Here is a 22037-nt window from a genome sequence, read left to right on the forward strand (position 1 = left end):
CATCGCTTGCCATTTGCTCAAGCGAACCTGTAATTTACTGTTGCAGGGTAGAGGTGGGAGCCAACTCCGCCTACTTTGCAACGGACTTGGAGGATGCCCGATGATGCAGACCGCTGGCGGGATTCACAGTCACGAAGCATCCATGCAGCATGCGTGGCCCGGCCGAACCCAGACCGTCTCGCACGTCGGCAACGCCTGGGTGATCCAGGGCGCCGACGACTTCGATCTGGACGACCTGAACCTGGTACGCCACCACTTCCCGGACCGACGCGTCACCCTCGACGGTGACGTGATCACCGTCTGGCCCACTCCCCTGCCCAGCCAACGGACACCCCACTGTCCGAGCGGGAGCCGACCCGGATCGTGCGCGAGCGGAGCAAGCGAATCCGCACGACTACACATCGACATCCGGTTTCGAAAGTGACCGGATACAACCTGTGTTGTAGGGGTGAACTCGACTTTCATGCTGAGAAGTTGACTGGCATATGCGTGACCCTCTGCCTACGCAAACGAATCACAGCAGTTCAACCGGCTTGCGCCAGCATCGCCTGCCCTGCGCAGCGGCGTGGTCGCAGCCCAGCTCGCACCACGCCGAACGGGGAGACATCGTGAAACGCCGCGCACACCAGACCCTCCATTCCGCTGTTCGCTTCCGAAACCGGACCGCGACGGCCCTCGGACTCTGTGCCGTGCTCGCCGTCTCCGCGTGCAGTTCCTCGAACGACAACGACGGGGCGGCGGCCGCGACCTCAAGGTCAGCCGCCTCGACGCCAGCGCCCTCAACTTCCTCAGCGGACCCGCAGGCCGTCGCCAAACAGCAGGTCCTTGATGCCTATCAGCACTACTGGGACGAGAAGACGGCCGCCTACGCCAAGGCAAGCATGGCGGGCACGGACCTGAAGACGTACGCCAAGGGCAACGCGTTGGGCCTGGCGCAGAGCGACTTGAAGAATATGGAGACCGCTGGCCAGGCCACCAAGGGCCATCCTCGAATCACCCCCCATGTCTCCAGCCTTGATCTGGCGAAGAAGGTACCTCTAGCAAAGATCACTGACTGCGTTGACGTCTCGACCTGGAAGCTGATCAACACCAAGACGAACAGCGAGGTCGAGCTGCCCAAGCAGCGACGGACGAAGTACGTGAGCCACGTGACCGCTGAACTGTGGGGGAAGCAGTGGGTGATCTTGGACGTCAAGCCAGAAGATCGGGCATGCTGAGCCGCGGCCTTGCAGTCGTGACCGGTGCCGCGGTGTTGGTCAGCGCCGCTGTCACGGGCGCGGCGGCCGACCCTGATCCAAAGCCGACAACCGGAGTCGGCGAGTGCACAGTGGTCGATTTCTGCGTGGGCGCCGGGGTGGGCGGATCTGATGGCACCGGGGACGACAAAACCCCTTCTCTGGGAAAAGGCAGCACGAAGCCGTCCGTGCCGGGGCCGTGCATCGTCACAAAGTTGGATCCGCAGCCTCCGGCTGGCAGCTCGGCATGGGAGGGACACAGCCCGGACGAGGGCGCCATCTACACCCGAATCTGCCCCATTGCCATCGCCGGAGCCGGAGCGACTGGAACGGTCATGGGGCCACCGGAGACGTTCTGGTCCGCCACCCCGCCCGTCGCCACCGCCGATCCGGCCCAGCTTGCCCAAGAGGCGCTGGACAAGATGAAGCTCCTCGGCCCGGATGTCCAGATCACCCCCAAGCCCGGCGGCAAGGGCGTGGTCGGCATGCCGGTGTGGATGTGGACGACGAAGTCCGCTGAGACGTACGGGCCCAACAGCGCCTCCGCGTCGGCGGGCGGGGTCACCGTCACGGCGACCGCGAAGGTCAAGCGGATCGTGTGGAACATGGGCGACGGCACCACGGTCACCTGCACCACGGCCGGCACCCCGTACAAGGCTGAGTTCGGCAAGAAGGACTCCCCGGACTGCGGATACCGCTACAGCCAGCCCTCCTCCACCCAGGCCAGCGGCCGCTACCACGTGACCGCCACCTCAACCTGGCAGGTCGACTGGCAGGTCGACGGCGGCGGCGAGACCGGACAACTGGCCGCGACCCGCACCAGCGCCGTGAACATCACTGTCGCCGAGGTGCAGGTCCTGAACTGACCGGACCGCGTCCCCCTCAACACTGTGAAAGGCCTCCTACCGTCATGGAATTACCTGCCGCGCCGGCGATGCCGCGTCCGCAGGGCCCGGCCCGCCCCGAGGTCCCCATCACCACCACCCCGCCGGTCAAGCGGCAACGCCGCTGGTCCGTGGCGGCTCTGTGCATCGTGCTCGCGGTCGTGGCCGCGCTCGGGGCGGCCGCCGCCGTCAATTCGGCCAGCGACCGCACCCGCGTACTGGCCGTGGCCCGAGACGTCCCGGCCGGCCGCGCCCTGACGGACGCCGACCTGGCAGTCGCCGAGGTGTCCGCGGACGCCGCACTCACCCCCGTCCCTGCCTCCCAGAAGGCCTCCGTGCTGGGCAAACGGCCAGCCGTTGACCTGCGCAAGGGCGGGCTGCTGCTCTCCTCTCAACTTGCCACCGGTACAGGTCTGGGGGACAAGCAGGAGCAGGTCGGCGTTCAGGTGAAGCGGGGCATGGCCCCGGCAGGCACGCTGGCCCCCGGTGACAAGGTCCGCGCGGTGACCACCCCCGCCCAGGGCGACGAGCCGGCGAAGCAGGGCGCTGTCCCGGAGACCGTCGACGCGGTGGTTGTCTCGGTCTCCCGCCCGGACGCCACTGGCACGGTGGTCGTCAACCTCGCGGTCGCCCCCGACGATGGCCCGGTCCTGGCCAGCCGGGCCGCCCTGGGCCGCGTTGCGCTGGTCCGCGAACCGCGGAGCAACTGAGATGCCCGTCACCTGCATCGTCTCCGCGAAGTCCTGCGGCGTCACCACCGCGGCGCTCGCCCTCACTTTGGCGTCCACCCGCCCCTCCCTGCTCGCCGAGTGCGACCCGGCCGGCGGCACCATCCGGGCCGGGCTGCTGCAGGGCCAGGTCGGCGCCGGATACGGCCTCGCCCACCTGGCGGCCGCGGATCGCGTCGGACCAGTCGAGCTGGCAAACGCGTTCGCCTCGCACCTGTGGCCGCTGGACGGCACCGCCGGTCACCGCAAGGTGCTGCCCGGGCTGACCGACCCGGCGCAGGCCGCCGCTCTGGGCCGGACCTGGCCCGCCCTGTCCGATGTCCTGCACGTCATGGCCGAATCCGCCGGCCATGACGTGTTCGTCGACGCCGGGCGCCTGGCCCTGGAAGCCGGGCACCTGCACCCCACCCTCACCCCGGCGCCGCTCCTGCACCGGGCCGACCTGGTGCTGCTGGCCGTCCGCGGCACAGAGCAAGGCCTCACCCTCGCCCGCCACTTGATGCGTCCGCTGCGCGCCGAACTCGACCAGCACGGCTCCGGATACGACGCGCTCGGCCTGCTCCTCATCGAGGACGGTCCGTTCCGTGCGCACCAGGTCGCCGATGCCCTCCAGGCCCCGGTGCTGGCCTCGCTGCCGTGGGACCCGGAGACCGCCGCGTACTTGACCAACGGGGGGAAGCCGCCGCGTGGCTTCGCCCGCAGCTCGCTGCTGCGCTACGCGCGCACCGCCACCGAGCAGTTCGAGGCGCTCGCCACACGTCGGCAGATTCAGCAGCACTACCCCAGTGCGCCGGCCCACCCGCAGCTCGCGAGGGTCTTGGACCGGTTGGTTCAGCGGGGCGGTGGCCGTGGCTGACACCCACCAGCGGCCGGGCGTCAACGGGCAGGTCCCCGCGCCGATGGGTCGCGACGACATCGCCGATCTGCTCGCCGGGAAGCTCGGCGAGCGGCGGCCGGCCCTGCCCGTGGCACCGTTGGCTGCCCCACCGTCGGCGGTTTCCGGGGCCGCCGTCAGCCCGACGGCCGTTCCGCGGCTGGCTGGAGTGCCGGCGGAACTTTTGCCTGTCGGTTGGGAGGTCGTCGAAGCCCTGCAGGCGGAGGTGTCCGCGGAGCTGAGCAGGAAGGACCCTGAGCGCACTCTGGCCGAGCCGGACCGGCGTGCCCTGGCCCGTTCGCTGGCCAACGCGGCCGTCGCCGACTGGGCCACCAAGTATGCGCAGGGCAACACTCCGTTGACGCGGGAGGAGGAAGCCCGCATCGCGACTGCGGTCTATGACGCGATGTTCCGCGGCGGGCGGCTGCAGTCCCTCCTCGACGAGGACGGCGTGGAGGACGTCATGGTCGACGGGCTGACCGCGTATGTGGAGTACTACGACCGGCCGCGGCGCACCATCGACAAGGTCGCCGGCTCTCATGACGAGCTGGTCACGTGGGTCAACCGGATGGCCCGCCAGTCCGGTCAGGGCGAACGTGCTTTGACGCAGGCGAGTCCGATGGTCGGTTTCCGAATGCCCGACGGTTCCCGTGTCACTGCGAGTCTGCTCACCAGCCGCCCCTCGGTTGTCATCCGTAAGCACCGCATCCGCCAGCACGGCATCGGTGAGCTTGTGCAGTGGAAGTCGATCAACCCGCTGCTGGAGCGGTTCCTCACCGCGTGCGTGCAGGCGCGGATGAACGTGCTGGTGGTCGGCGACATGGGTGCGGGCAAGACGAGCCTGCTGCGTGCTCTGGGCCGCGAAATCCCGCCTGCCGAACGGCTGGTGACCCTCGAATCCGACCGCGAGCTGTACCTGGACGAGCCCGGCCCCAAGCCCGGCCCGGTCACCTTCGCCTTCGAGGCGCGCCAGTCCAACGGTGAACGCAGTAGCGGGGATCGGCTGGCGGGCGAGGTGAGCATCGCCGACATGTTCGCCACCGCGCTGCGCTACAACGCCACCCGCGTCATCGTCGGTGAGGTCCGCTCCACCGAGATTGTGCCGATGCTGCAGGCGATGTCCGCGGGCGGGTCCGGGTCGATGTGCACCATGCACGTGCGGCGCCCGCACGCCATCGTGTCCCGGCTCGTGCAGCTGTGCACGGAGGCGGGCATGGCCACCGAGGCCGCCCACCACCTCATCGCTTCCGCCATCGACGTCGTCGTCTACCTCACCTACCTCGACGAGACCGGTATCGGGGGTCGCAGGCACCGCTTCGTCTCCCATGTGTATGAGATCCACGATGTCGTCGGCGAGGCCGGGCGGCCCACCACCACTGAGCTGTTCGCCCCCTCCGGCGGTGATCCGCGCGCGGTCTACCGGAACATGCCGTCGTTCATCGAGGAACTGGAGCGCACCGGTTTGATCGCCCGCTCGTGGCTGGCCGAGAACCCGCACGACTGGTGGGGAGAGCCCCTGCAGACGGTGAGACGACGATGAGCGACCACCGCCGGGCCCCCTACCGGATGCGCATCCTTCAGCCGGCCTGCCGCCGTCGCACCAAGACCTATGACGTCTGCCCGCGGATGCCGATCACGCCGCCCAGGGAGGAATCGTGACCACCTCTCAGCTGGCCCTGGTCGCGGCCTGCTGCACCGTGCTGGCAGTCATCGCCGCGGTCGGCGTCGTCCGTGAACTGCGCGGCCGTATCCCCGATCCGGTCAAGCCGCCCTCCCGGATCGCCGCCCGGATGCGGCGGGCCAGGGCCGAGTTACCGGAGAGCTGGCAGCAACGCTGGCGCCACCTGGTCATCGCGGCCGCCGTCGTCGCGCTGGTCGTGTGGGCGTACACGAGCTGGCCCGTGCAGGGCCTGCTCGCCGGCGCCGCTGTGCTGGGTCTGCCGTTCGTGCTGTACCCCGGGGGCGCGGCGCAGGCCCGCATCGAGCGTCTTGAGGCGCTCGCCCAGTGGCTCAACCATCTGGCGGGGGTGCACACCGCGGGTATCTCACTGACCCAGACCGTGCGGGCCTCGGCGAAGAACGCGCCCGCTCCGATCGCCGGCGGTGTGCAGCGGCTGGCCGACCGGCTGCGCACCGGCATGGACGCCCAGCTGGCGTTCGCCTTGTTCGCGGACGAGCTAGCCGACGGCGTCTCCGACCACGTCGTGCTGCTCTTCCAGAGCCACGCCGTCTACAAGGGCCCCGGCCTGGCCGATGCCCTCGAAGCGCTCGCGGTGACCATCCATCAGCAGGCCGCCGACGCCCGCGACGTCGAAGCCGACCGCGCCTCGGTCCGCAAGTCCTCCCGTCAGGTCTCCCTGGTCATCTGCATCGTCGTCCTGGGCTGCATGCTGAACAACGCCTGGTCAGGCTGGTACGCCAGCCCCATCGGGCAAGTCGCGCTGGTGGTCCTGGGCGGCTTGTTCGCGTGGACGCTGGCCTGGCTGCGGCGCATCGCCCGCACGAAGCCCGACCCGCGCCTGCTCGACCCGCTGCCCGACCACCTGGCCGTCCGGGAAGGGCAGAGCCGATGATCCCTGTGAACGCGGTGCTGCCCGCCGCGGCGGCCGGCGTGATGATCGGCCTCGCCGTCCGCGCCGCCCTGCCTACCAAACCCGACCTGGGCAGCGTCCTGGACCGGCTCGACGCCGGCCACTTCACCAACTCACTGCCCGTCGCCGCGCCGCCCGGCGCACGCGGCCTGCCAGAAAGGGTCGGCGCGCGGCTGCTGGAGGAGTTCGGCGTCCGCATCCGGCTGCCGCTCAGCGATCTCAGGCTGCTGCGGATCTCACCGGCCGAACATCTCGGCAAGCGGGTCCTGTTCGCCCTGTACGGGCTGCTCGCCCCACAGCTGCTGCAGGCCCTGCTCGCCTTCGCCGGCACTGCGTTCCCGTTCGCCATCCCGGCCGGCATCTCGCTCCTGCTGAGTGCGCTGTTCTGGTTCAGCCCCGGCCAGGACGTCAAACGTGACGCGGCCGCCACCCGCCTCATCGTGCGGCACGCCGCCGCCTCCTATCTCGAGCGCGTCGCCCTGGCCCGGGTCGCCAACTCCGGCGCCGGGCAGGCGCTGACGCAGACCGCGGAGGTCGGCGACGGCTGGATCTTCCAGCGGATGCGGCAGGTCTTCGACCACGCCGAGCTCGCCGGCGTCACCCCGTGGGACGCGCTCAAGCAGCTCGGCGAGGAACTCGATATCCCCGAACTGACCCGGCCCGCCGACACCCTGGCGCTGGCCGGGGACGGCGCCGCCGTCTACACCACCTTGCAGTCCCAGGCCCGTCAGCTGCGGATCGCGCTGCTGTCCGACGCCAAAGCGCAGGCCAACGAGGCCTCCGCGGCGATGGTGATCCCGGTGACTCTCGCCGTGATCCTCATGCTCGCCTTCGTCATGATCCCGATCGTCAACACCATCCTCGCCAGCTGACCTGGCGACCGAAAGGAGACCGGCCCTGATGGACATCCATCTTCTGACCTTATGGATGCGCGCCCGCGCCGAGCAGCTGCGCGCCGCCCGCGACCAAGGTGCCACCAGCACCGAACTCGCCGTTCTCGCCGGCTCCCTGCTCGTCGGCGCGGGCCTGCTCGTGGTGGCCATCCGCTCCAAACTCATGGAGAAGATCGGCATCATCTCCGGCGGCTGAGGACGACCACGCGATACACGACTGACGACGAGCGAGGGGGAAACGGTGGGACGCCGATCACGACACCTCGGGGCCATCCGCGCACGCATCCGCCGCAGGGACGACGGCGTGCTGGGCCTCGAACTGGCCACGCTCGCCGTGGTCGTGCTGATGCTGGCCTTCACCACCATCCAGGTCGGCCTGTACTACCACGCCCGCAAGGTCGCCCAGTCCGCCGCCCGTCAAGGCGTGGACGCCGGACGGCAGTTCGGCGCAGGTGAAGGCGACGGCGTCAGCCAGGCCCAGGAGTACCTCGCCCGCTTCGGCGGCTCCGTGAAGGACGCCCAGGTCTCCGCGGGCGGCAGCACCGCCCAGCAGATCCGCATCACCGTCACCGGGGAGGTGGCGACTCTGGTTCCCGGCCTCACGCTGCACGTCACCCAGCATGCCGACGGACCGGTCGAACGCTGGACCACCCCGTGACGCGCCCCCGCCTGCTGCGGCTGCTGTGTCAGGACCGGGGCAGCTGTGCCCTGGAGACTGCTGTCCTGGCCCCGGTCCTGATCGTCATCCTCGGCCTGATGATCGCGTTCGGGCGGGTCACCGACGCGGAGGGAGCGGTCGACTCCGCTGCCCACGCAGCGGCCCGCGCCGCCTCCCTGGAGCGCGACGCCGGCACCGCGCAGACGGCTGCCCAGGACGCGGTCACCCGCAGCCTCGACGGCGACGGGGTCACCTGCCAGACCTCCAGCGTCGCCATCGACACCTCCGGCTACGCCACCAGCGTCGGGGAGGCCGCCACCGTCACCGCAACGATTTCGTGCACGGCAACCCTGTCTGACATCGGCGTGCCCGGCCTGCCGGGAGCCAAGACCCTGACCGCGTCCTGGACCAGCCCGATCGACACCTACAGGGCCCGCTGATGATCGTGATTGCTGTAGTGAGGAGCCGTCTTGCCGCGCTGCGTGCGCGCCGTGAGGTCGGCTCGATGTCGCTGTTCTTCGCGGTGACCACCGTGGGACTGCTGATGGTCATGGGCCTGCTCGTCGACGGCGGCGGCGCGCTCAATGCGTCCAATCGCGCGGAGTCTCTCGCGCAGGAGGCCGCCCGCACCGCGGGGCAGCAACTCGACCCCGCCCAGGCCATCGAGGGCACCGCCATCACCATCGATCCGGATGCCGCGCAGGCCGCCGCCCAGGACTACCTCGCCGCCGCCGGCGTGGACGGCGACGTCCAGATCACCGATGACGGGCAGACCATGACGGTCACCGTCCACGACAACTACAACACCTACTTCGCGCAGCTGATCGGGAAGGGAACCATCCACGTCACCGGCTCCGCGACCGCACATCTGCAGACCCAGGCTGGAGGCTGAGCCCACCCATGGCCTACCCAACCCCCGCACCCCTGCGCGCCCTTGGCGCCCTGGTGCGCGCGCTGCTCGGCCTCACCCTGCTGGTCGCCCTGCTCGCCGGCACCCCCTACGTGCTGCTGCTCGCCGGCACCCAGCCCACCGACCTGTCCGGCGGCATCGATGTCCTGCTGCGCCCGGATGACGGCATGCTCTTCTTCGCCGCCATCACCTGCATCGGATGGGTGGCCTGGGCCGCGTTCTGCCTGTCGGTGCTGCTGGAGGTCGTCGCTGTGGTGCGGCGCCGCTCCACCCCGCGCCTGCGCGGCCTGGGCGGCATGCAGTCCCTGGCCTCGTTCCTCATCGGCGGGATCGTCCTGCTGGTCCCGACTGCCGCGTCGGCAGCCACTCCTGCGCTCGCCGTCGCCGTGCCCCACGCGGCGACCGAGAGCGCGAGCGCTGGCACTGCTACGGCACCGACGGCAGCCCCGCATGGTGGCGACCGGCCGACGTACACCGTGACGTCCGCCGCCGAGCTGCCGTGGGACCTTGCCGAGGAGCGTCTCGGCAAGGGAGAGCGGTGGAAGGACATTGCCGCGCTCAACCCTGGTATCCCCGGGCTGGTGTCCGGCGACCAGTACTTGCCCAAGGGCGCGGTCCTCTTGCTGCCGCTCGACGCCCGCCCGGCCGTACCGGCCGCGAGTACGGCCAGCGCATCGGCGGGAGAACCGGACACGCAGCTGGGCGAGAGCATCACGGTCGCTGACGGCAAGAGCGAGCACATGGTCACGGTGCAGTCCGGCGACTACTTGTCGAAGATCGCTGAGGAGGAGCTCGGTGATGGCGCTCAATGGCCGAAGTTGTTCGAGGCCAGCCGGGGCCGGCCGCAACCGGGCGGACTGCCGAAGATCACCGACCCTGATGTGATCTATGCGGGGCAGCAGGTCGCTGTGCCCGACGCGCAGCCCGAGCAGCACGACCGGCCCGACAACGGCGCAAGCGGCGACGAAACGAGCACCCCACCGCATTCCGATAGTCCGGACGGCGGGCAGGAATCGGGCGACGGAACCCAGGACGCGCAGGTTCCCGGTCCGAGTCACTCCACCACGCCCGCGACAAAGACGTCCGCGCCCAGCACGCCCAGTCACCCCACCCAACCGTCCGGCCGGGAGCAGGGGGCTGGATCCGCGACGCCCCGACCCAGCGCCTCCGAATCGGCGTCGGCGTCGGCCAAACCGTCCAGGTCCGATGCCCCCTCCCCCACCACGACGCCAACCCCGCAGCCTGAATCTCCGGCGAGCAGCCAGTTGCAGCTGCGGACCGTCCTGGGCGCCGGAGCGCTCCTGGCCGCCGCGGTCACCTGGGCCCTCGCACTGCGCCGGCTGCTGCAGCGCCGGCGCCGCACGCCCGGCGAGACCATCGCGATCGCCGCGGAAACCTCCACGGCGGAGGCGCAGTTGGCGGCCGCCGCCGGGCCGGCTGGGGCGGCCCGCCTGGACGTGGCCCTCAGGGCCCTGGCCCACCAAGTGGCCCAGGACGGCGACAGCAGTCTGCCGCCGCTGCGGGCCGCGCGGATCGGCGCCCACACGCTTGAGGTGCTGCCCGGGAACCTCACCCAGCAGCCGCAGGCGCCCTTCGCCGCGGGGACGGGCGGCTGGTGGGTACTGCCCGCCGACGCGACCCTGCTGGAGGAGGAAGCCGCCCGCGAGATACCGGCGCCGTATCCGGGGCTGGTCACCATCGGCAGCACCGAGACCGGTGACCTTCTGCTGCTCAATCTCACCCAGCTGCCCGCGCTGTTGCTGGACGGCAACCCGGTGCACATCACCGAAGTGTGTACCTCCCTCGCGCTGGAGTACGGGATGAGCCCGTGGGCGGGCGAGGTCGAGATCGTTGCCATCGGGTTCGGCGAGGACCTGCCGCAACTGCTGCCCACCTCGCGGATCGCGCACATGCGGCAGGCCGCGCATGCGCTGCGCGACCTGAGCGAGCGGCTGCTGGAGGCGCACCAGATGCCCGAGACCCGTCACCAGCCGTACCTGCTGCTGTGCGCATCCGCCCTGGACGCCGACACCGCCTGGGAGTTCGCCGACGTCATCGACAAGGCCGGCGCAGTTCCCGTCACCCTGGTCGCTCCGGCGAGCACCGCGGCCGCGCACTTCCCCGAGGCGGACATCCTCAACGCTTCGCTCGGGGAGCCGCAGCAACTCGACTACGCCGCCGCCTCGATCACCATGCAGCGCCTGGAACATGCCGCCTACCTGCAGATCACGACCGCGCTGGCCCTCTCCGGACAGCCCGCCGACCCGGCCGAGGGCCCGTGGCGGGAGGTTCCGGCCGAGCCCGGCCCCGGGCCACAGGACGAGCCGGTCGCGCCGGAGGAACCTTCCGCACCCGAAACGGCTCCAGCGGCCGCGGGCACGGGTGACGGCGCGGTGTTTCCCGCATTGCTCGCCGCCTCCACCGATCCGGCCGGGCTGCGCCTGCTGCCCGGAGCGGCGACGCCGCGCTCGGCCGAGGACGACTGCGCAGACAACGGGGCGGAAAACGAGGCCGACAAGGCCCCGAAGCCTGCGCACGGCGAGGACATGCACGACGAGGGCGAGGCGCTCGACCTGCACGCGCCGGAGATCCGGGTGCTGGGGCCGGTCGAGGTGAGCGGTGTGGCCAGTACCGGACACGGCCCGCGCATCGCCCAGCTCGCCGCATTGATGTTCTTCCGCCCCGGGCGTAGCGCCGACGTGCTGTGCGCGGACATGGACCCGGTCAGCCCCTGGTCGGTGACCACCCTCAACGCCCGGCTGCAGGGCCTGCGTCGGGCTTTGGGTAACGATCCGGAGGGCAACCCGTACGTGCCGCGCCGCAGCGCCGGCGAGGACCCCTACCGGCTCTCCCTCACCATGCGCTGTGACTGGACGAAGTTCCTTCAGCTCGCCGAGCGGGCTCTGTCCCAGGGGCCGGCCGGACTGCCGGATCTGGAGCAGGCGCTCGAGCTGGTGCGGGGGCGGCCGTTCGGGACCAGGCCGCTGCCGTGGGCGGAGCCCTTCCAGCAGGAGATGATCACCCGGATCATCGACGTCGCCCACACGGTGGCCACCTACCGCACCCCACCCGGCCCGCACCACGACCTCAGTGCGGCCCGGCAGGCCGTGGCAACGGGTCTCGAGGCCGATGGCAGTGCCGAGTTGCTCTACCGGGACTGGATGCGCGTCGAGTACGCGGCCGGGAACCGGTCCGGACTGCATGCCGCCATCGCCAGGGTTCAGCAGGTCAACCGCGCCCTCGACTGCTCCCTGGAGATCGAGACCGAGCATCTGGTCAACGAGCTGCTCAACTCCGCCCCCCAACGCCGTGCCCCGGGCCTGTGATCACCACCCAGCCGCACCCTCCCGGCCTTGCCCACCGCACGGTCCTCCGTCCGGCGCTGCATCCAACAGCCGCGCCGCCAGCCGTTTCGGCGCCGGCGGTCACCGGTGCGGGCGCACCACCCGCTGGCGCCGAGGCGGCGACACAGGGGCAGATCTTCCGCTGGGGGCCGCCCCGCAGCCGGGTGCACCCTCCGGACCCGGGTGACCGGCATGCACACCTGACACCCGTTCGGATATCAGGCCATCGATGAAGAAGGGACAGCAGCCGTGACCCCGAGCAATGCCCCGGCCAACCCCAGGCTGCGTCCGGTGCACCGCCTTTTGATCACGGCCATCGTCACCGGTGCAGTGGTGATCGCCGGTATCGGCTTCGCGGGGTCGTACGCGGCTGTCCGCGCGCTGGCCCTGAAGAAGGGCTTCGGGGACTTCTCGTACGTCTTCCCGATCGGCATCGACGCGGGCATCTGCGTGCTGCTCGCGCTCGACCTGCTCCTGACCTGGATCCGGATCCCGTTCCCGCTGCTGCGCCAGACGGCGTGGCTGCTGACGGCGGCGACGATCGCGTTCAACGGCGCGGCGGCCTGGCCGGATCCGCTGGGTGTGGGCATGCACGCGGTGATCCCGGTGCTGTTCGTGGTGTCGGTCGAGGCGGCCCGGCACGCGATCGGGCGGATCGCCGACATCACCGCCGACAAGCACATGGAGGGCGTGCGCCTCACCCGCTGGCTGCTCTCGCCGATCCCGACGTTCCTCCTCTGGCGCCGGATGAAGCTGTGGGAGCTGCGTTCCTACGAGCAGGTCATCAAGCTGGAGCAGGACCGCCTGGTCTACCAGGCCCGCCTGCACTCCCGGTTCGGCCGCGCCTGGAAGCGCAAGGCCCCGGTCGAGTCCCTGATGCCGCTGCGGCTCGCCCGCTACGGCGTCCCGCTGGCGGAGACGGCTCCGTCGGGTCTGGCCGCCGCGGGCATCGAACCCGTGCTGCTGCCCCCGGCGGCCCAGCCAGAGTTGGATGTGGCAGCCGGCACAGCCGCGGACCTGCACGGCGCTGACGCGGCGCAAGCAGACGCAGCAGCGGAGAGCGACGGGCAGAACAGTCGACACCAGGGAGAACAGATCCCCCGGCAGGGCGGCGCCCTGCGGACCACTGCCCCGGCCCCTTCAGAGACCCTCCCCGAGGGCGGCCACGACCCCGTAGACGTCACCGAGCAGCACCAGCAGGCAGCCGAGCAGCAGCCCCCTCCCGGGGCACGGCACTACCCCGCGCACAACCCGGAGGAGGCCTGGCAGACGGCAGCCGGGGACCACGACAGGTCCCGCGATGACCTGCCCGGCGCACGGGGTGATGCGGCCGGCGCGTTCGAACAGGGCCGCTTCCCCGCCACCTACCGAAACCGGCTGGCGGATCATCAAATACCGTCGACAGTCGGGCAGCCCGGCCGCGTCGTCAAGGACGCGTACAAGATGTCCGCGGAGGCCGGCCAGCCGTTCCCGGACCGGCTGGCGGCACCCGTGCTGCGCCGCGTCCAGCGGTTGGATGCCAAAGCTCCGCATCCTTCCGGCCACCGTGCAGCCGCCGCACACGGTGAGCCGTCGTGGGAGGAGTTCCTGTACAACGCCTGGCAGGCGTTTGCCCAGGAGTTCGGCCACCACCCCGACGCTGCGGCGTTGAGCCAGTACGTCCTGCACCGCGACGGGGTGATGGATGCCCACGGCCGACCACTGCCCGCCGAAGACCTGTCCGGCTTCCTGGACGGCTTCTGGCAGCGCCAGTCCGGCGACACCAACCCCGGATACGCGCCTGCAGCAGCGTCGGCCGCGGCCACCGCGGCGCACGCCACCGAACAGGGCCCCCAGTCCTCTTCGCCAGTGGCTGCCACGCAGCAGCGCCCCCCTTCCACCGCTGCTACACCACAGGGAAAGACGCAGGAAGACAGCGGGGCATCGCCGTCCCTCTCCACGCCCACCGCAGTGGACCACTACTACCTGGCCTGGCACGGCTTCCAGCTGCAGCACGGCAAAGAACCCAACGGCGCCGAACTGTCGGCGCACCTGGCTGAGCGGAACGTCCGCGACCGGGAAGGCCAGCCGATCAAACCCAAGGCGCTGACCCGGTACTTCCTCGAATTCCGGATCTACACGATCTGGGCCGACCACCGCGAGCACAGCCCCACCCCGGCCGTAGAGCAGATCGTCGCAGACCTCGCTCAGCGCGGTATCGCCGCCCAGTACAACAGGCCCATCCAGGCATCCGACGTGGCGAAATACCTCGCTTCTTTCGAACGCCGCTGGAACGCCCTCGCCCACCACCGCGATGCTTTCCCGGACTAAGAGGACGATCTTGTGGTCGACGCGCCATGGACACGCATGGTCTGGCGCCGTTTCTGCTCCAAGGCATCGAGACGAATCGCGGGGAGCAGTCGTTGAGGGGCCGTTGCCCGTGCCCGGGTTCGGGACCATCCTCGCAGGTGCGGGGAGCAGCCTTCGTTTCTGCGAGGCGGTGTTGTGCCCGGGGGACCATCCCCGCGTGCGCTGGAGCAGGTGACCATCGCCATCCCTACGCCCTTTTGCCAGGGACCATCCCCGCTTGCGCGGGGAGCAGGACGCATGCCCGGTGCTGGTGACGGTGACGGTGACGCAGGGACCATCCCCGCGTGCGCGGGGAGCAGGCGTCGAGGTTCTGCACGAAGATCGCGGCGCAGGGACCATCCCCGCATGCGCGGGGAGAAGGTGGCCCGGCCGCCTCTGGTCTGGGACATCTTGGGACCCTCCCCGCGCGTGCGAGGAGCAGTCTGCCGTGTCAGCTCGGAGGCGACCATTCCCGCGGGGGCGGGGCACATAGTCGGGATGCACGGCGTGATCCCGCTGTTGAGACCATCCCAGCAGTTGAGGGGAGCACGACCAACTTCGCGCTCGCCATGGCGTCGAAGGGGGAACAGCCCCGCAGGTGCGGGGAGCAGTCGACCCGGAACAGGTTGGCCGCCATCTCCGGGGGACCATCCCCGCGTGCGCGGGGAGCAGGGCGGCACGAACCAGATCCACTCCGCCTTCATGGGACCATCCCCGCGTGCGCAGGGAGCAGTCGGCCCGGTACAGGAAATGTGAGTCTGTCGACCTGCTCCGCGAACATCACCCGCTCACACGCGAGTTCGCTGCAGCGGAACCGCCGCACCTGTATCTCGATCAGCACTCGACGTCCGCCGATCGCGCTGTCGGCGAGCCGACGTACGTACCGGGTGTGCACGCGGGACGACAGAGTCCCATACGCCGGACACGCAGCCCGGCAATTAGCTGTTCAGGCCCAGACAATCACCAACTCGCCCTCAGACACGGCGTTTTCGATCACGACACCTTCGGCCTGATGGAACCACAGGTCCCGGAGGAGCACATCACCTACGGCAGTTCATGATCGCGGTTTGGTGACCTCCGTGGTCCTAGCACTGAAAGTGATCCAGAACCACTTTTCGAGCGACGCCGACACAGCGGCTCATGCACCACGGGCAGACGTGGACGTTGGGACCATCCCCGCGTGAGCGGGGAGCAGCCACCCGGCCGGGGCCGCCCCGTCTCCGGGGTGGGACCATCCCCGCGTGCGCAGGGAGCAGCCGATGACCGGACGGACCCCGTGGTTGAGGTAGGGACCATCCCCACGGGCACGGGGAGCAGTTGGCCTTGGCGACGATCTTGGCGAAGGGGATGGGACCATCCCCACGGGTGCGGGAAGCAGACCCTGCTCGGGGTCCTGGTCTCGCTGCCCCGGGACATACCCGCGGGCACGGGGACCACTATCCGCCTCCACCGGTGCCGCCGTTACGACCGGGGCCATCCCCGCGTGCGCGGCGAGCAGTTGCTCTCGGACGGGTACACCTGCACCGTGATGGGACCATCCCCGCGTGCGCGAGGAGCAGGCGTTGCCGAGGCGCTGGAGGGACTGGACCTTGGGACCATCCCCGCGGGCGCGGGGAGCAGGTCATGTCGTGGTTCGGGCCCGTCGCCCCGGGGGGACCATCCCCGCATGCGCGGGGCAGCAGGTGGCGATCATCCCGGCGCTGACCACGTCGGGACCATCCCCCGCGTGCCTGGGGAGCAGAGCGTGCCGGTACCGTCCGTGTAGACGGCGAGGGGACCATTCCCGCGGGTGCGGGGAGCAGTATCCCTCGGCCTGGAGCTGCTTGTACGCCCGGGGATCATCCCTGGGTGCACGGGGAGCAGTTGCCAGCCCGCACGACGTTCTTGCGGTCGTTGGGACCATCCCTGCGCGTGCGGTGACCACGTGTTCTGGGTCGCGGCCGCGAGCATCTGGTTGTGCACAATCGGCCCAGGTGGGATGAAGCAGGGTGATGTTCCGCATGGACGTCGGGTAGGCAGGCTCGCGGTCATCGCGTCAGGAGGAGTCCACAGCTGTAGGCCCGTGCGTGGCCGATGCCGTCGGAGAGCGCGGTGACAAACGCCGTGGGGTCGGTGACGGTGAGGGAGCCGCGCAGTTCGGCGCGGGCTACTTTGAGGCCTTTGTGGGGGGCAGGGCTGGAGACGGTGGGCAGCATGCGCACTGAGATGGTGTCGGGATCTGCTGAGGCGCCGATGCGGCCTGGGGTGTCTCCGGTTTCGAAGAGGCGGGCGCACCATTTCCTGACGCCGTCTGGTTTGGTGTGTGCCACTCGTTGGCCGCGAGTCTTCTGTCCGTCGGGCCCGGTGCGTGTCTTGCTGTAGGTGGGGTTGACGACGGAGCGGAAGCCGACGGTGTCGCCGGTATGGAAGGTACGGTCGACAGTGATGTGGTGGGGAACCTCCCGCAGGGCAGCCTTGGGTATGTGTGCCCAGTCTGCGGCCACCTTGGATTGCACGACGAGGACGAGGGCGGCCGCTTTGAGGTCCAGGGCCCACGTCGACAAGACGCCCATCTGAGCACGGGCGTCGTGGTTTCCGTCGTCGACCCATCCTCGGAAGCCGCTCATCACGGTGCGGTGCATGTCGTGGGCGTCGATGAGCGACTTCGCCACGTAGGGGTGACGTGCGTCCAAGGTCAGCACGGAGTGGGTCGCGACGAAGCGGGCCGTTGCCGTGCCGGTGTGCGGGGGATTGTTCACGGGATGATGTCTTCCCAGTCGAGGGCGTTCGGGCTGATCGTGACTCGGCTTCGGACCTCCCAGCGGGTGGTGTGCTCGGGTTGTAGTGCGTCGAAGCTCACGGGCTGGTCCTGCACGGAGGTGGCACCGTGCTGCGACGGCGTGGCCTGGAGCCATGCCCAGGGTTTGCGCGCCGGGTCGGCGGTGCCGTCGGGGCCGGGCAGGAGTCGGTGGTTGTGGAAGGTTGTGTTGAGGTCGCCGGGGACGGTTTTCAGGGCCAGGGTTCCGGATGGGGGGCAGGACTTGCGGCCCAGCCACAGCAGGTGCTGCGGGTGTTCCAGCGCGCGGGCCACGGACTGCAGGAGGGCTTCGTCGTCGTGCTGGAGCCCTACCAGGAAGGTGGCGTCGGCGAGGTACCACCGCTCGGTGATGAGGGCGGAGCGGGCCAGTTCGCCGGAGACGAGCACGCCGGAGTGAGGGTCGGTGGCGATCTTCTTCGGTGCGCCGTACCAGCCGGTGAGCGTGTGGTGGCCGAATCGGTCACCGGTTGCGGCGTCGAGGCTGGCCGTGACGGCGGCGGCCCGTCGGTGGTCTGTGATGAGGTCGCGGGGGCGCAGCGGGTAGGTTCCGGCGCCGACGGTGTGGTAGTCCCGGACGGGGACGCCGGGGTGGTCGGCGCGCACTCCGAACAGGCTCCGGGCCAGTTCCCCGAGCACAGTGAGCTTCGCCTGGTCCTTGTCGTCGGCGCGACTGTCCGGTTGCTTCAGGCCCATGGTTCTGGGTAGGCCGAGCGCGGCTGCGCACATTCCGATCACTGCCGATTTGGTGGGCCGGCTGTGTGAATCGCGGCGTGCGGGGAAACGGCTGGCGGTGCCCCACGATTGCAGGGGCCCGGCCAGCCGGATGAGCAGCACGTGCGTCATGGCGTCAGGTCCTCGATGGTGTTCACCCGGGTCGCTTCGGGGACGTCCAGGGTGTCGAGGAGTGCATCGATCTGAGGATCGTAGGTGAGCAGACGGGCCGTGCGGATATCGGGGCGGCGCTGGCCGACGAACCTGTGGTGGTGGAGCAGCCGTTTTACGCCGGCCGGTCCGGCTGGTCCTTCGCCGCCCTTGTCTTCCGGGTTTTCGTCGATGGGCTTTTGGAAAGCGGCGGCATAGTTATACGGGCGTTCGCCTTCGAAGGCCAGGACGAGGGCGGGCAGAGAGCCGGTGGAGGCGGTGGAGTTCTTCTTCGCCTCGGGGAACGCCTCGACGAACGCGGTGACGAACTCCTCTTCCGCGGCGATCGCCGCCTCTGCCGCCTCCTCCGGGGCCATGCCCGCGGCTTGAAGGTTGGTCCTCAGCTGGCGGCGGTCGAGTACAGCGTGCCGGTAGAAGGTGCCGGAGATGAGCGACTGGTAGCCGGTCATGCCCGCGCCGGCATCATCGGCGGCATCCAGGAAGTCCAACGCGTTCTTCTTCCGCTCCAGCTTGGCGTCGTCGGCGGCGGCGTAGAAGTCGTCGACCTGTTCGGCTTCCTGGACGGTGAAGGCGTGTGCGCTCTGGACGGCGCCGTCTACGTTGGGCGACTCGGCGATCTCTGCGAGGAACCTGCCGTACAGCGCGATGTCGATGGCGTCGCGCGGGGCAAGTGCGGTGAGCACCGCGGTGCGCGACTCCTTGGGCAGCGGGGGCAGGCTCTTTGCGTCGGTTGCCTCGCCGTCTGTGTTCTCAGCGTCTTCGGGTGCCGTGCGTGTGCCCCGCCTCGGTTTCGCCGGGACGCTTTGCGCGGCGAGATACGCATCCCGCCATGCGCGGAGCGGCTGTGCCTGTGCCGCGATGTGCGCGGCGATCCGCTCGCCGGTGTCGGCGGGGGCGAACAGGAGGACCTTGGTGAGGTTGGCGACGGTCTTCTTGGCCAGGTCGCCGAACTTCAGTCCCGTTGCTTCCAGGACGGCCCGTGCCGTGATGAGGGCCTCGTCCTTCTCCCAGCCGTGCGCGGTCTCCAACTCCCGCGCGGTCAGCAGCGCCCACTCCCGGGTACGTAGTCCGGTGGTGCGCCCGGCCAGGGGGCCGATCCCGGCGTTGGCCCGGTTACGGGCGTGCACCCGCTCGGCCCGGCGCCGCGCCTGGCTTGTGATCATGTGCCGTTCCGCGCCGCCGTACACGATGGTTTTCGGGGAACCGTTTTCGTCGCGTACCGGCAGGACTGCGACAAGGGTCTCCAGCAGGTGGAGAGAGAGGAACTGGCCGCGTTCAGGAGTGCTTTGGGTCACGTGCTGCTGCCCTTCGGGGAGGTCTTGCGGCCTTCGCCGGCCGGAGCGTGGAAGTCGACCGCCCAGCTGTAGGCGATGCGGGCCTTCCGGTCGTTCCACTGGTCGAGATCGATAACGAGTTCTGTCCAGGACGGAGGCTGCTGTTCGCAGGCCCGCAGCCGGGTGATGGCGTGCTGGAGGTGTCGCCAGGGGATGCGCCGGCTGGCCACGATCCGGTCGACCAGCCGTACTGCTCCGGGATCCTCGGGCCCTCGGCCGCCGGGCCGGCCAATTCTTCGGGCCGCTGCGCCGAGGCTGCCGAAGCCCCGGGTGGGCCGTCCCACCCCTCGGTGGTACACGGCGAACAGGAAGGCGACTTGTTCGTAGACCTCCCGGCTGTCTTCGCGCGGGGCGTACCAGCCGGCCCGGATGCCTGCAGCGGTACCCGCCGTGACGCGGCGAAGCTGGGCGAGGTCGCCGTACTGATGGTTGTGCACCAATGAGGCGAGCCAGTCCGTCAGTTGGGCTGCGCCTTCCTGCGTGGTCTCCCGCCCGGATGCGCTGGTCATGGTTCTCCGTCCTTGAAGGCGGTGAGGTCGCCCGGCGCCCGGGGGCTGGTGAGTTCGCTCGTGAAGCGCCTCAGGGCCGCGGCGCGGGCGCGCAGGCCTTGTCCGTTCTTCGGGAGCGAGTCCAGGCGTTTCCCCAGGAAATCCCGTGCCATTTCCACGAGCCATTCCACATATCCGGGCATGCAGTCGGTGACCATCGCTCCGTCGGCCACGTCCAACAGCAGGGTGTGGAAGGGCTCTTCGGTCGCTTTCCACTGCTCGGCCCGGGCGTCGAAGCGGGCGAGCTGCGCCTTCTTGTCGTTGGGCTTGGGGTTGGGATACATGATCTCCCAGGCCGCATACGCTGCCCGGTCCAGGCTCCGCGCGATGTGCTCCGCCACCTGGGAACCGCGCAGTGACGCCTGGTAGAGGACCGGGGCCAGGCCCGGGGCGAAGGGGAAGACGCTGGTGACCCAGCCGATGGGGGTGGTCTTGTTGGACAGGAGCCCGACCGCCAGCAGGTCGAAGGAATGCCGATCGGCTCCTTCTTGCTTGGGCAGTGCCGCCAGCCGCGCATACAGCCCGCCCGACTCCGTGTCCACCGCGGCATAGAGGGCATGCGCCTCGCGCCACAGGTCGCGGGTCGCGGACGGCCACAGTGGCTTCTTCTCCCCGGTGCGCGTGACGGACATGACGGCGTCCTGAAGATGCAACTCGGCGTCCAGGTCCAGAAGTTCACCGGCGCCGATCAACACCCGGTCGATGACAGCCTGATCACCGTCCAGTCCGACCTCCGGCCGCATCAGCACCGAACGGCCCAGATAACTGTGCAGGTCCGCAAATCCTCGTACGGCACGGGCCGGCGGCTTGGCCTTGAATCCCCTGCGTTCGATCGGGCCCTGGGTCCAGGTCAGGTTGAGGACGCGAGGGTCGTCTGTGGTTGGCGCCAGGTTGAGGCGCAGGGTATCGCCCAGAGTGCGGCCCACGGCGAGGACGCGGATCCGGCCGCCGAGGCGTCCGGTGGCCAGGTTGGTGATGGCGGGCCCCAGGGTCGCCGTGCCCGATATTCGGGCACGGCCGGAGAGACCGAAGACGTGCTGGGTCAGCATGGCCCGGAAGGCCTTGGCCGCCGGCAACGGATCGGGATGCTCGAGATGGTGGTGATCGGCGAACTGGTTGTAGTCCCCGGCACGTTCGATGACCAATTGAGCCGGCCCCGTCCCGTGTTCCTGCAAAAACGGCGCGAGGAGGGCGTTCTGCCCCAAGGGCCGTACGGGATGGAACAGGTCCCAGTCCTCGTCCGGTTGGCTCTCCAGCCACGACGCAACCGCGCCCAACGGGTGGCCCCCTTCGACCCATTGCTGCCACTGCCCTGTGGACGTGGGATAGGTACCAGAGGCGTAGCACAGGGCGAGCAGGAACTCGACGAGTGCGATCTTCTCTCCGGGGGTGTCGCCGTCGATGTCTGCCGTCTTCTCGGCCTGCGTGAACAGCTCTGCCAGGTTCTGTTCCAACACCTCGCCGTCCAGCGACAGGGCCCGCGCGCACTGGTGTTCGCGGGGGTCCCAACGAGGGCGCGTGCTCGTGTCGTTGGGCGGGGGTAAATCAGCCAGGTGCATGGCGTGTGACCTCGGTGTCTCGCGGATGTCCGCCTGAAGGGGGCAAGAAAATAGCAGGCGTTCGGGCCGGTGCCGAAGGGTTGCTCGAAGCAGCGTGTTCTGATCAAAGGCCCCCGGTGAACGCGGCTGGTCTGCAACGAGGCCTCACCACGGGCCGGGGGCCGGACTTCCATCCCCGCAGACGCGGGGACACGGTTGAGGCGCGTGTGCCAACGACCGCCACCGACGGTTCATCCCTGCTCGTGCAGGAAGCACGCCAGCTCACGGACGCACCCTTCCGGTATCGTCCGAGGGTGACGCCCTGAGCTGCCACGTCTGAAACGCCTTGATCCTTCAGCAGTGAGAGGTTCCGTGGCCACAGACGGTCTCTCCCGGCAGTACCAGTGCCGGGAGAGACCTCTTCTACCTGAGGGTCATGAGACGTGCGATCAGTGTCGCGACGGCAGCCTCAATCACCAGCCAGGCCAAGTCG

18 protein-coding genes and 2 pseudogenes are annotated in these 22037 nt (G+C 69.7%); 14 read left to right on the forward strand and 6 right to left on the reverse strand.

Features of this window, described 5'->3' with window-relative positions; translation table 11 throughout:
- The first annotated feature begins 100 nt into the window (after positions 1 to 100).
- The 14 genes and pseudogenes from AB5J56_RS00270 to AB5J56_RS00335 form a co-directional block, all read left to right on the forward strand.
- A complete protein-coding gene (locus AB5J56_RS00270; RefSeq protein WP_369228804.1) occupies positions 101 to 424 on the forward strand; it encodes a hypothetical protein in 324 nt (107 codons plus the stop codon).
- Between the two features lie 184 nt (positions 425 to 608).
- Positions 609 to 1217, forward strand: a complete 609-nt coding sequence (locus AB5J56_RS00275) for a hypothetical protein (RefSeq protein ID WP_369228805.1) — start codon at positions 609 to 611, stop codon at positions 1215 to 1217.
- A gap of 353 nt (positions 1218 to 1570) precedes the next feature.
- A complete protein-coding gene (locus AB5J56_RS00280) occupies positions 1571 to 2101 on the forward strand; it encodes an ATP/GTP-binding protein (RefSeq protein ID WP_369228806.1) in 531 nt (176 codons plus the stop codon).
- Positions 2102 to 2145: 44 nt separating this feature from the next.
- A complete protein-coding gene (locus AB5J56_RS00285; protein WP_369228808.1) occupies positions 2146 to 2829 on the forward strand; it encodes an SAF domain-containing protein in 684 nt (227 codons plus the stop codon).
- 1 nt (position 2830) lies between these two features.
- The gene (locus AB5J56_RS00290; RefSeq protein ID WP_369228810.1) at positions 2831 to 3703 is read left to right on the forward strand and encodes a hypothetical protein; all 873 of its coding nucleotides are present in this window, start codon (positions 2831 to 2833) and stop codon (positions 3701 to 3703) included.
- Complete coding sequence (locus AB5J56_RS00295) at positions 3696 to 5261, forward strand: CpaF family protein (protein ID WP_369228812.1); 1566 nt, start codon at positions 3696 to 3698, stop codon at positions 5259 to 5261. The genes AB5J56_RS00290 and AB5J56_RS00295 overlap by 8 nt, the downstream gene beginning before the upstream one ends.
- Before the next feature lie 115 nt (positions 5262 to 5376).
- Positions 5377 to 6294, forward strand: coding sequence for a type II secretion system F family protein (locus AB5J56_RS00300; protein WP_369228814.1), 918 nt, complete (start codon positions 5377 to 5379; stop codon positions 6292 to 6294).
- Positions 6291 to 7184: a type II secretion system F family protein gene (locus AB5J56_RS00305; protein WP_369228816.1), complete on the forward strand. Its 894-nt coding sequence runs from the start codon at positions 6291 to 6293 to the stop codon at positions 7182 to 7184. Before AB5J56_RS00300 ends, AB5J56_RS00305 begins: the two co-directional genes overlap by 4 nt.
- 28 nt (positions 7185 to 7212) lie before the next feature.
- Positions 7213 to 7401 (forward strand): hypothetical protein, encoded by a 189-nt coding sequence (locus AB5J56_RS00310; protein ID WP_369228818.1) that lies wholly within the window; start codon positions 7213 to 7215, stop codon positions 7399 to 7401.
- A 45-nt stretch (positions 7402 to 7446) separates the two neighbouring features.
- Entirely contained in the window at positions 7447 to 7863 is a 417-nt protein-coding gene (locus AB5J56_RS00315) for a TadE family protein (RefSeq protein WP_369228820.1), read from the forward strand.
- A complete protein-coding gene (locus AB5J56_RS00320) occupies positions 7860 to 8303 on the forward strand; it encodes a TadE/TadG family type IV pilus assembly protein (protein WP_369228822.1) in 444 nt (147 codons plus the stop codon). Before AB5J56_RS00315 ends, AB5J56_RS00320 begins: the two co-directional genes overlap by 4 nt.
- A 5-nt stretch (positions 8304 to 8308) precedes the next feature.
- Entirely contained in the window at positions 8309 to 8755 is a 447-nt protein-coding gene (locus AB5J56_RS00325) for a TadE/TadG family type IV pilus assembly protein (RefSeq protein ID WP_369228823.1), read from the forward strand.
- Between the two features lie 8 nt (positions 8756 to 8763).
- On the forward strand, positions 8764 to 12099 hold the full coding sequence (locus AB5J56_RS00330) for a hypothetical protein (protein WP_369228825.1): 3336 nt from the start codon (positions 8764 to 8766) through the stop codon (positions 12097 to 12099).
- 309 nt (positions 12100 to 12408) lie between these two features.
- Positions 12409 to 13104, forward strand: a pseudogene (locus AB5J56_RS00335) (DUF2637 domain-containing protein); the annotation flags it as partial.
- A gap of 2041 nt (positions 13105 to 15145) precedes the next feature.
- Here the strand turns inward: AB5J56_RS00335 and AB5J56_RS00340 are convergent.
- The 6 genes and pseudogenes from AB5J56_RS00340 to AB5J56_RS00365 all read right to left on the reverse strand — a co-directional run.
- Positions 15146 to 15364, reverse strand: a pseudogene (locus AB5J56_RS00340) (transposase family protein); the annotation flags it as partial.
- Between the two features lie 1108 nt (positions 15365 to 16472).
- Positions 16473 to 17183 carry a type I-E CRISPR-associated protein Cas6/Cse3/CasE gene (locus AB5J56_RS00345; RefSeq protein ID WP_369228827.1) on the reverse strand — a complete coding sequence of 237 codons (711 nt, stop codon included), beginning with the start codon at positions 17181 to 17183 and terminating at the stop codon, positions 16473 to 16475.
- A complete protein-coding gene (locus AB5J56_RS00350) occupies positions 17180 to 18085 on the reverse strand; it encodes a type I-E CRISPR-associated protein Cas5/CasD (protein ID WP_369228829.1) in 906 nt (301 codons plus the stop codon). The genes AB5J56_RS00345 and AB5J56_RS00350 overlap by 4 nt, the downstream gene beginning before the upstream one ends.
- Positions 18082 to 19419 carry a type I-E CRISPR-associated protein Cas7/Cse4/CasC gene (locus AB5J56_RS00355; protein ID WP_369228831.1) on the reverse strand — a complete coding sequence of 446 codons (1338 nt, stop codon included), beginning with the start codon at positions 19417 to 19419 and terminating at the stop codon, positions 18082 to 18084. The genes AB5J56_RS00350 and AB5J56_RS00355 overlap by 4 nt, the downstream gene beginning before the upstream one ends.
- Positions 19416 to 19967 (reverse strand): type I-E CRISPR-associated protein Cse2/CasB, encoded by a 552-nt coding sequence (gene casB, locus AB5J56_RS00360; RefSeq protein ID WP_369228833.1) that lies wholly within the window; start codon positions 19965 to 19967, stop codon positions 19416 to 19418. The genes AB5J56_RS00355 and casB overlap by 4 nt, the downstream gene beginning before the upstream one ends.
- On the reverse strand, positions 19964 to 21565 hold the full coding sequence (locus AB5J56_RS00365) for a type I-E CRISPR-associated protein Cse1/CasA (RefSeq protein WP_369228835.1): 1602 nt from the start codon (positions 21563 to 21565) through the stop codon (positions 19964 to 19966). Before AB5J56_RS00365 ends, casB begins: the two co-directional genes overlap by 4 nt.
- Positions 21566 to 22037 lie beyond the last annotated feature (472 nt).

This window comes from Streptomyces sp. R21 (assembly GCF_041051975.1).
In the GTDB taxonomy this organism is placed as follows: Bacteria; Actinomycetota; Actinomycetes; order Streptomycetales; family Streptomycetaceae; genus Streptomyces.

Excerpts from the sequence above, each read along its gene's own strand:
- AB5J56_RS00270 (WP_369228804.1), top strand. The coding sequence starts at position 101 with ATGATGCAGACCGCTGGCGGGATTCACAGTCACGAAGCATCCATGCAG.
- AB5J56_RS00280 (WP_369228806.1), top strand. The coding sequence starts at position 1,571 with ATGGGGCCACCGGAGACGTTCTGGTCCGCCACCCCGCCCGTCGCCACC.
- AB5J56_RS00285 (WP_369228808.1), top strand. The coding sequence starts at position 2,146 with ATGGAATTACCTGCCGCGCCGGCGATGCCGCGTCCGCAGGGCCCGGCC.
- AB5J56_RS00290 (WP_369228810.1), top strand. The coding sequence starts at position 2,831 with ATGCCCGTCACCTGCATCGTCTCCGCGAAGTCCTGCGGCGTCACCACC.
- AB5J56_RS00305 (WP_369228816.1), top strand. The coding sequence starts at position 6,291 with ATGATCCCTGTGAACGCGGTGCTGCCCGCCGCGGCGGCCGGCGTGATG.
- AB5J56_RS00310 (WP_369228818.1), top strand. The coding sequence starts at position 7,213 with ATGGACATCCATCTTCTGACCTTATGGATGCGCGCCCGCGCCGAGCAG.
- AB5J56_RS00330 (WP_369228825.1), top strand. The coding sequence starts at position 8,764 with ATGGCCTACCCAACCCCCGCACCCCTGCGCGCCCTTGGCGCCCTGGTG.
- AB5J56_RS00350 (WP_369228829.1), bottom strand. The coding sequence starts at position 18,085 with ATGACGCACGTGCTGCTCATCCGGCTGGCCGGGCCCCTGCAATCGTGG.
- casB (WP_369228833.1), bottom strand. The coding sequence starts at position 19,967 with ATGACCAGCGCATCCGGGCGGGAGACCACGCAGGAAGGCGCAGCCCAA.
- AB5J56_RS00365 (WP_369228835.1), bottom strand. The coding sequence starts at position 21,565 with ATGCACCTGGCTGATTTACCCCCGCCCAACGACACGAGCACGCGCCCT.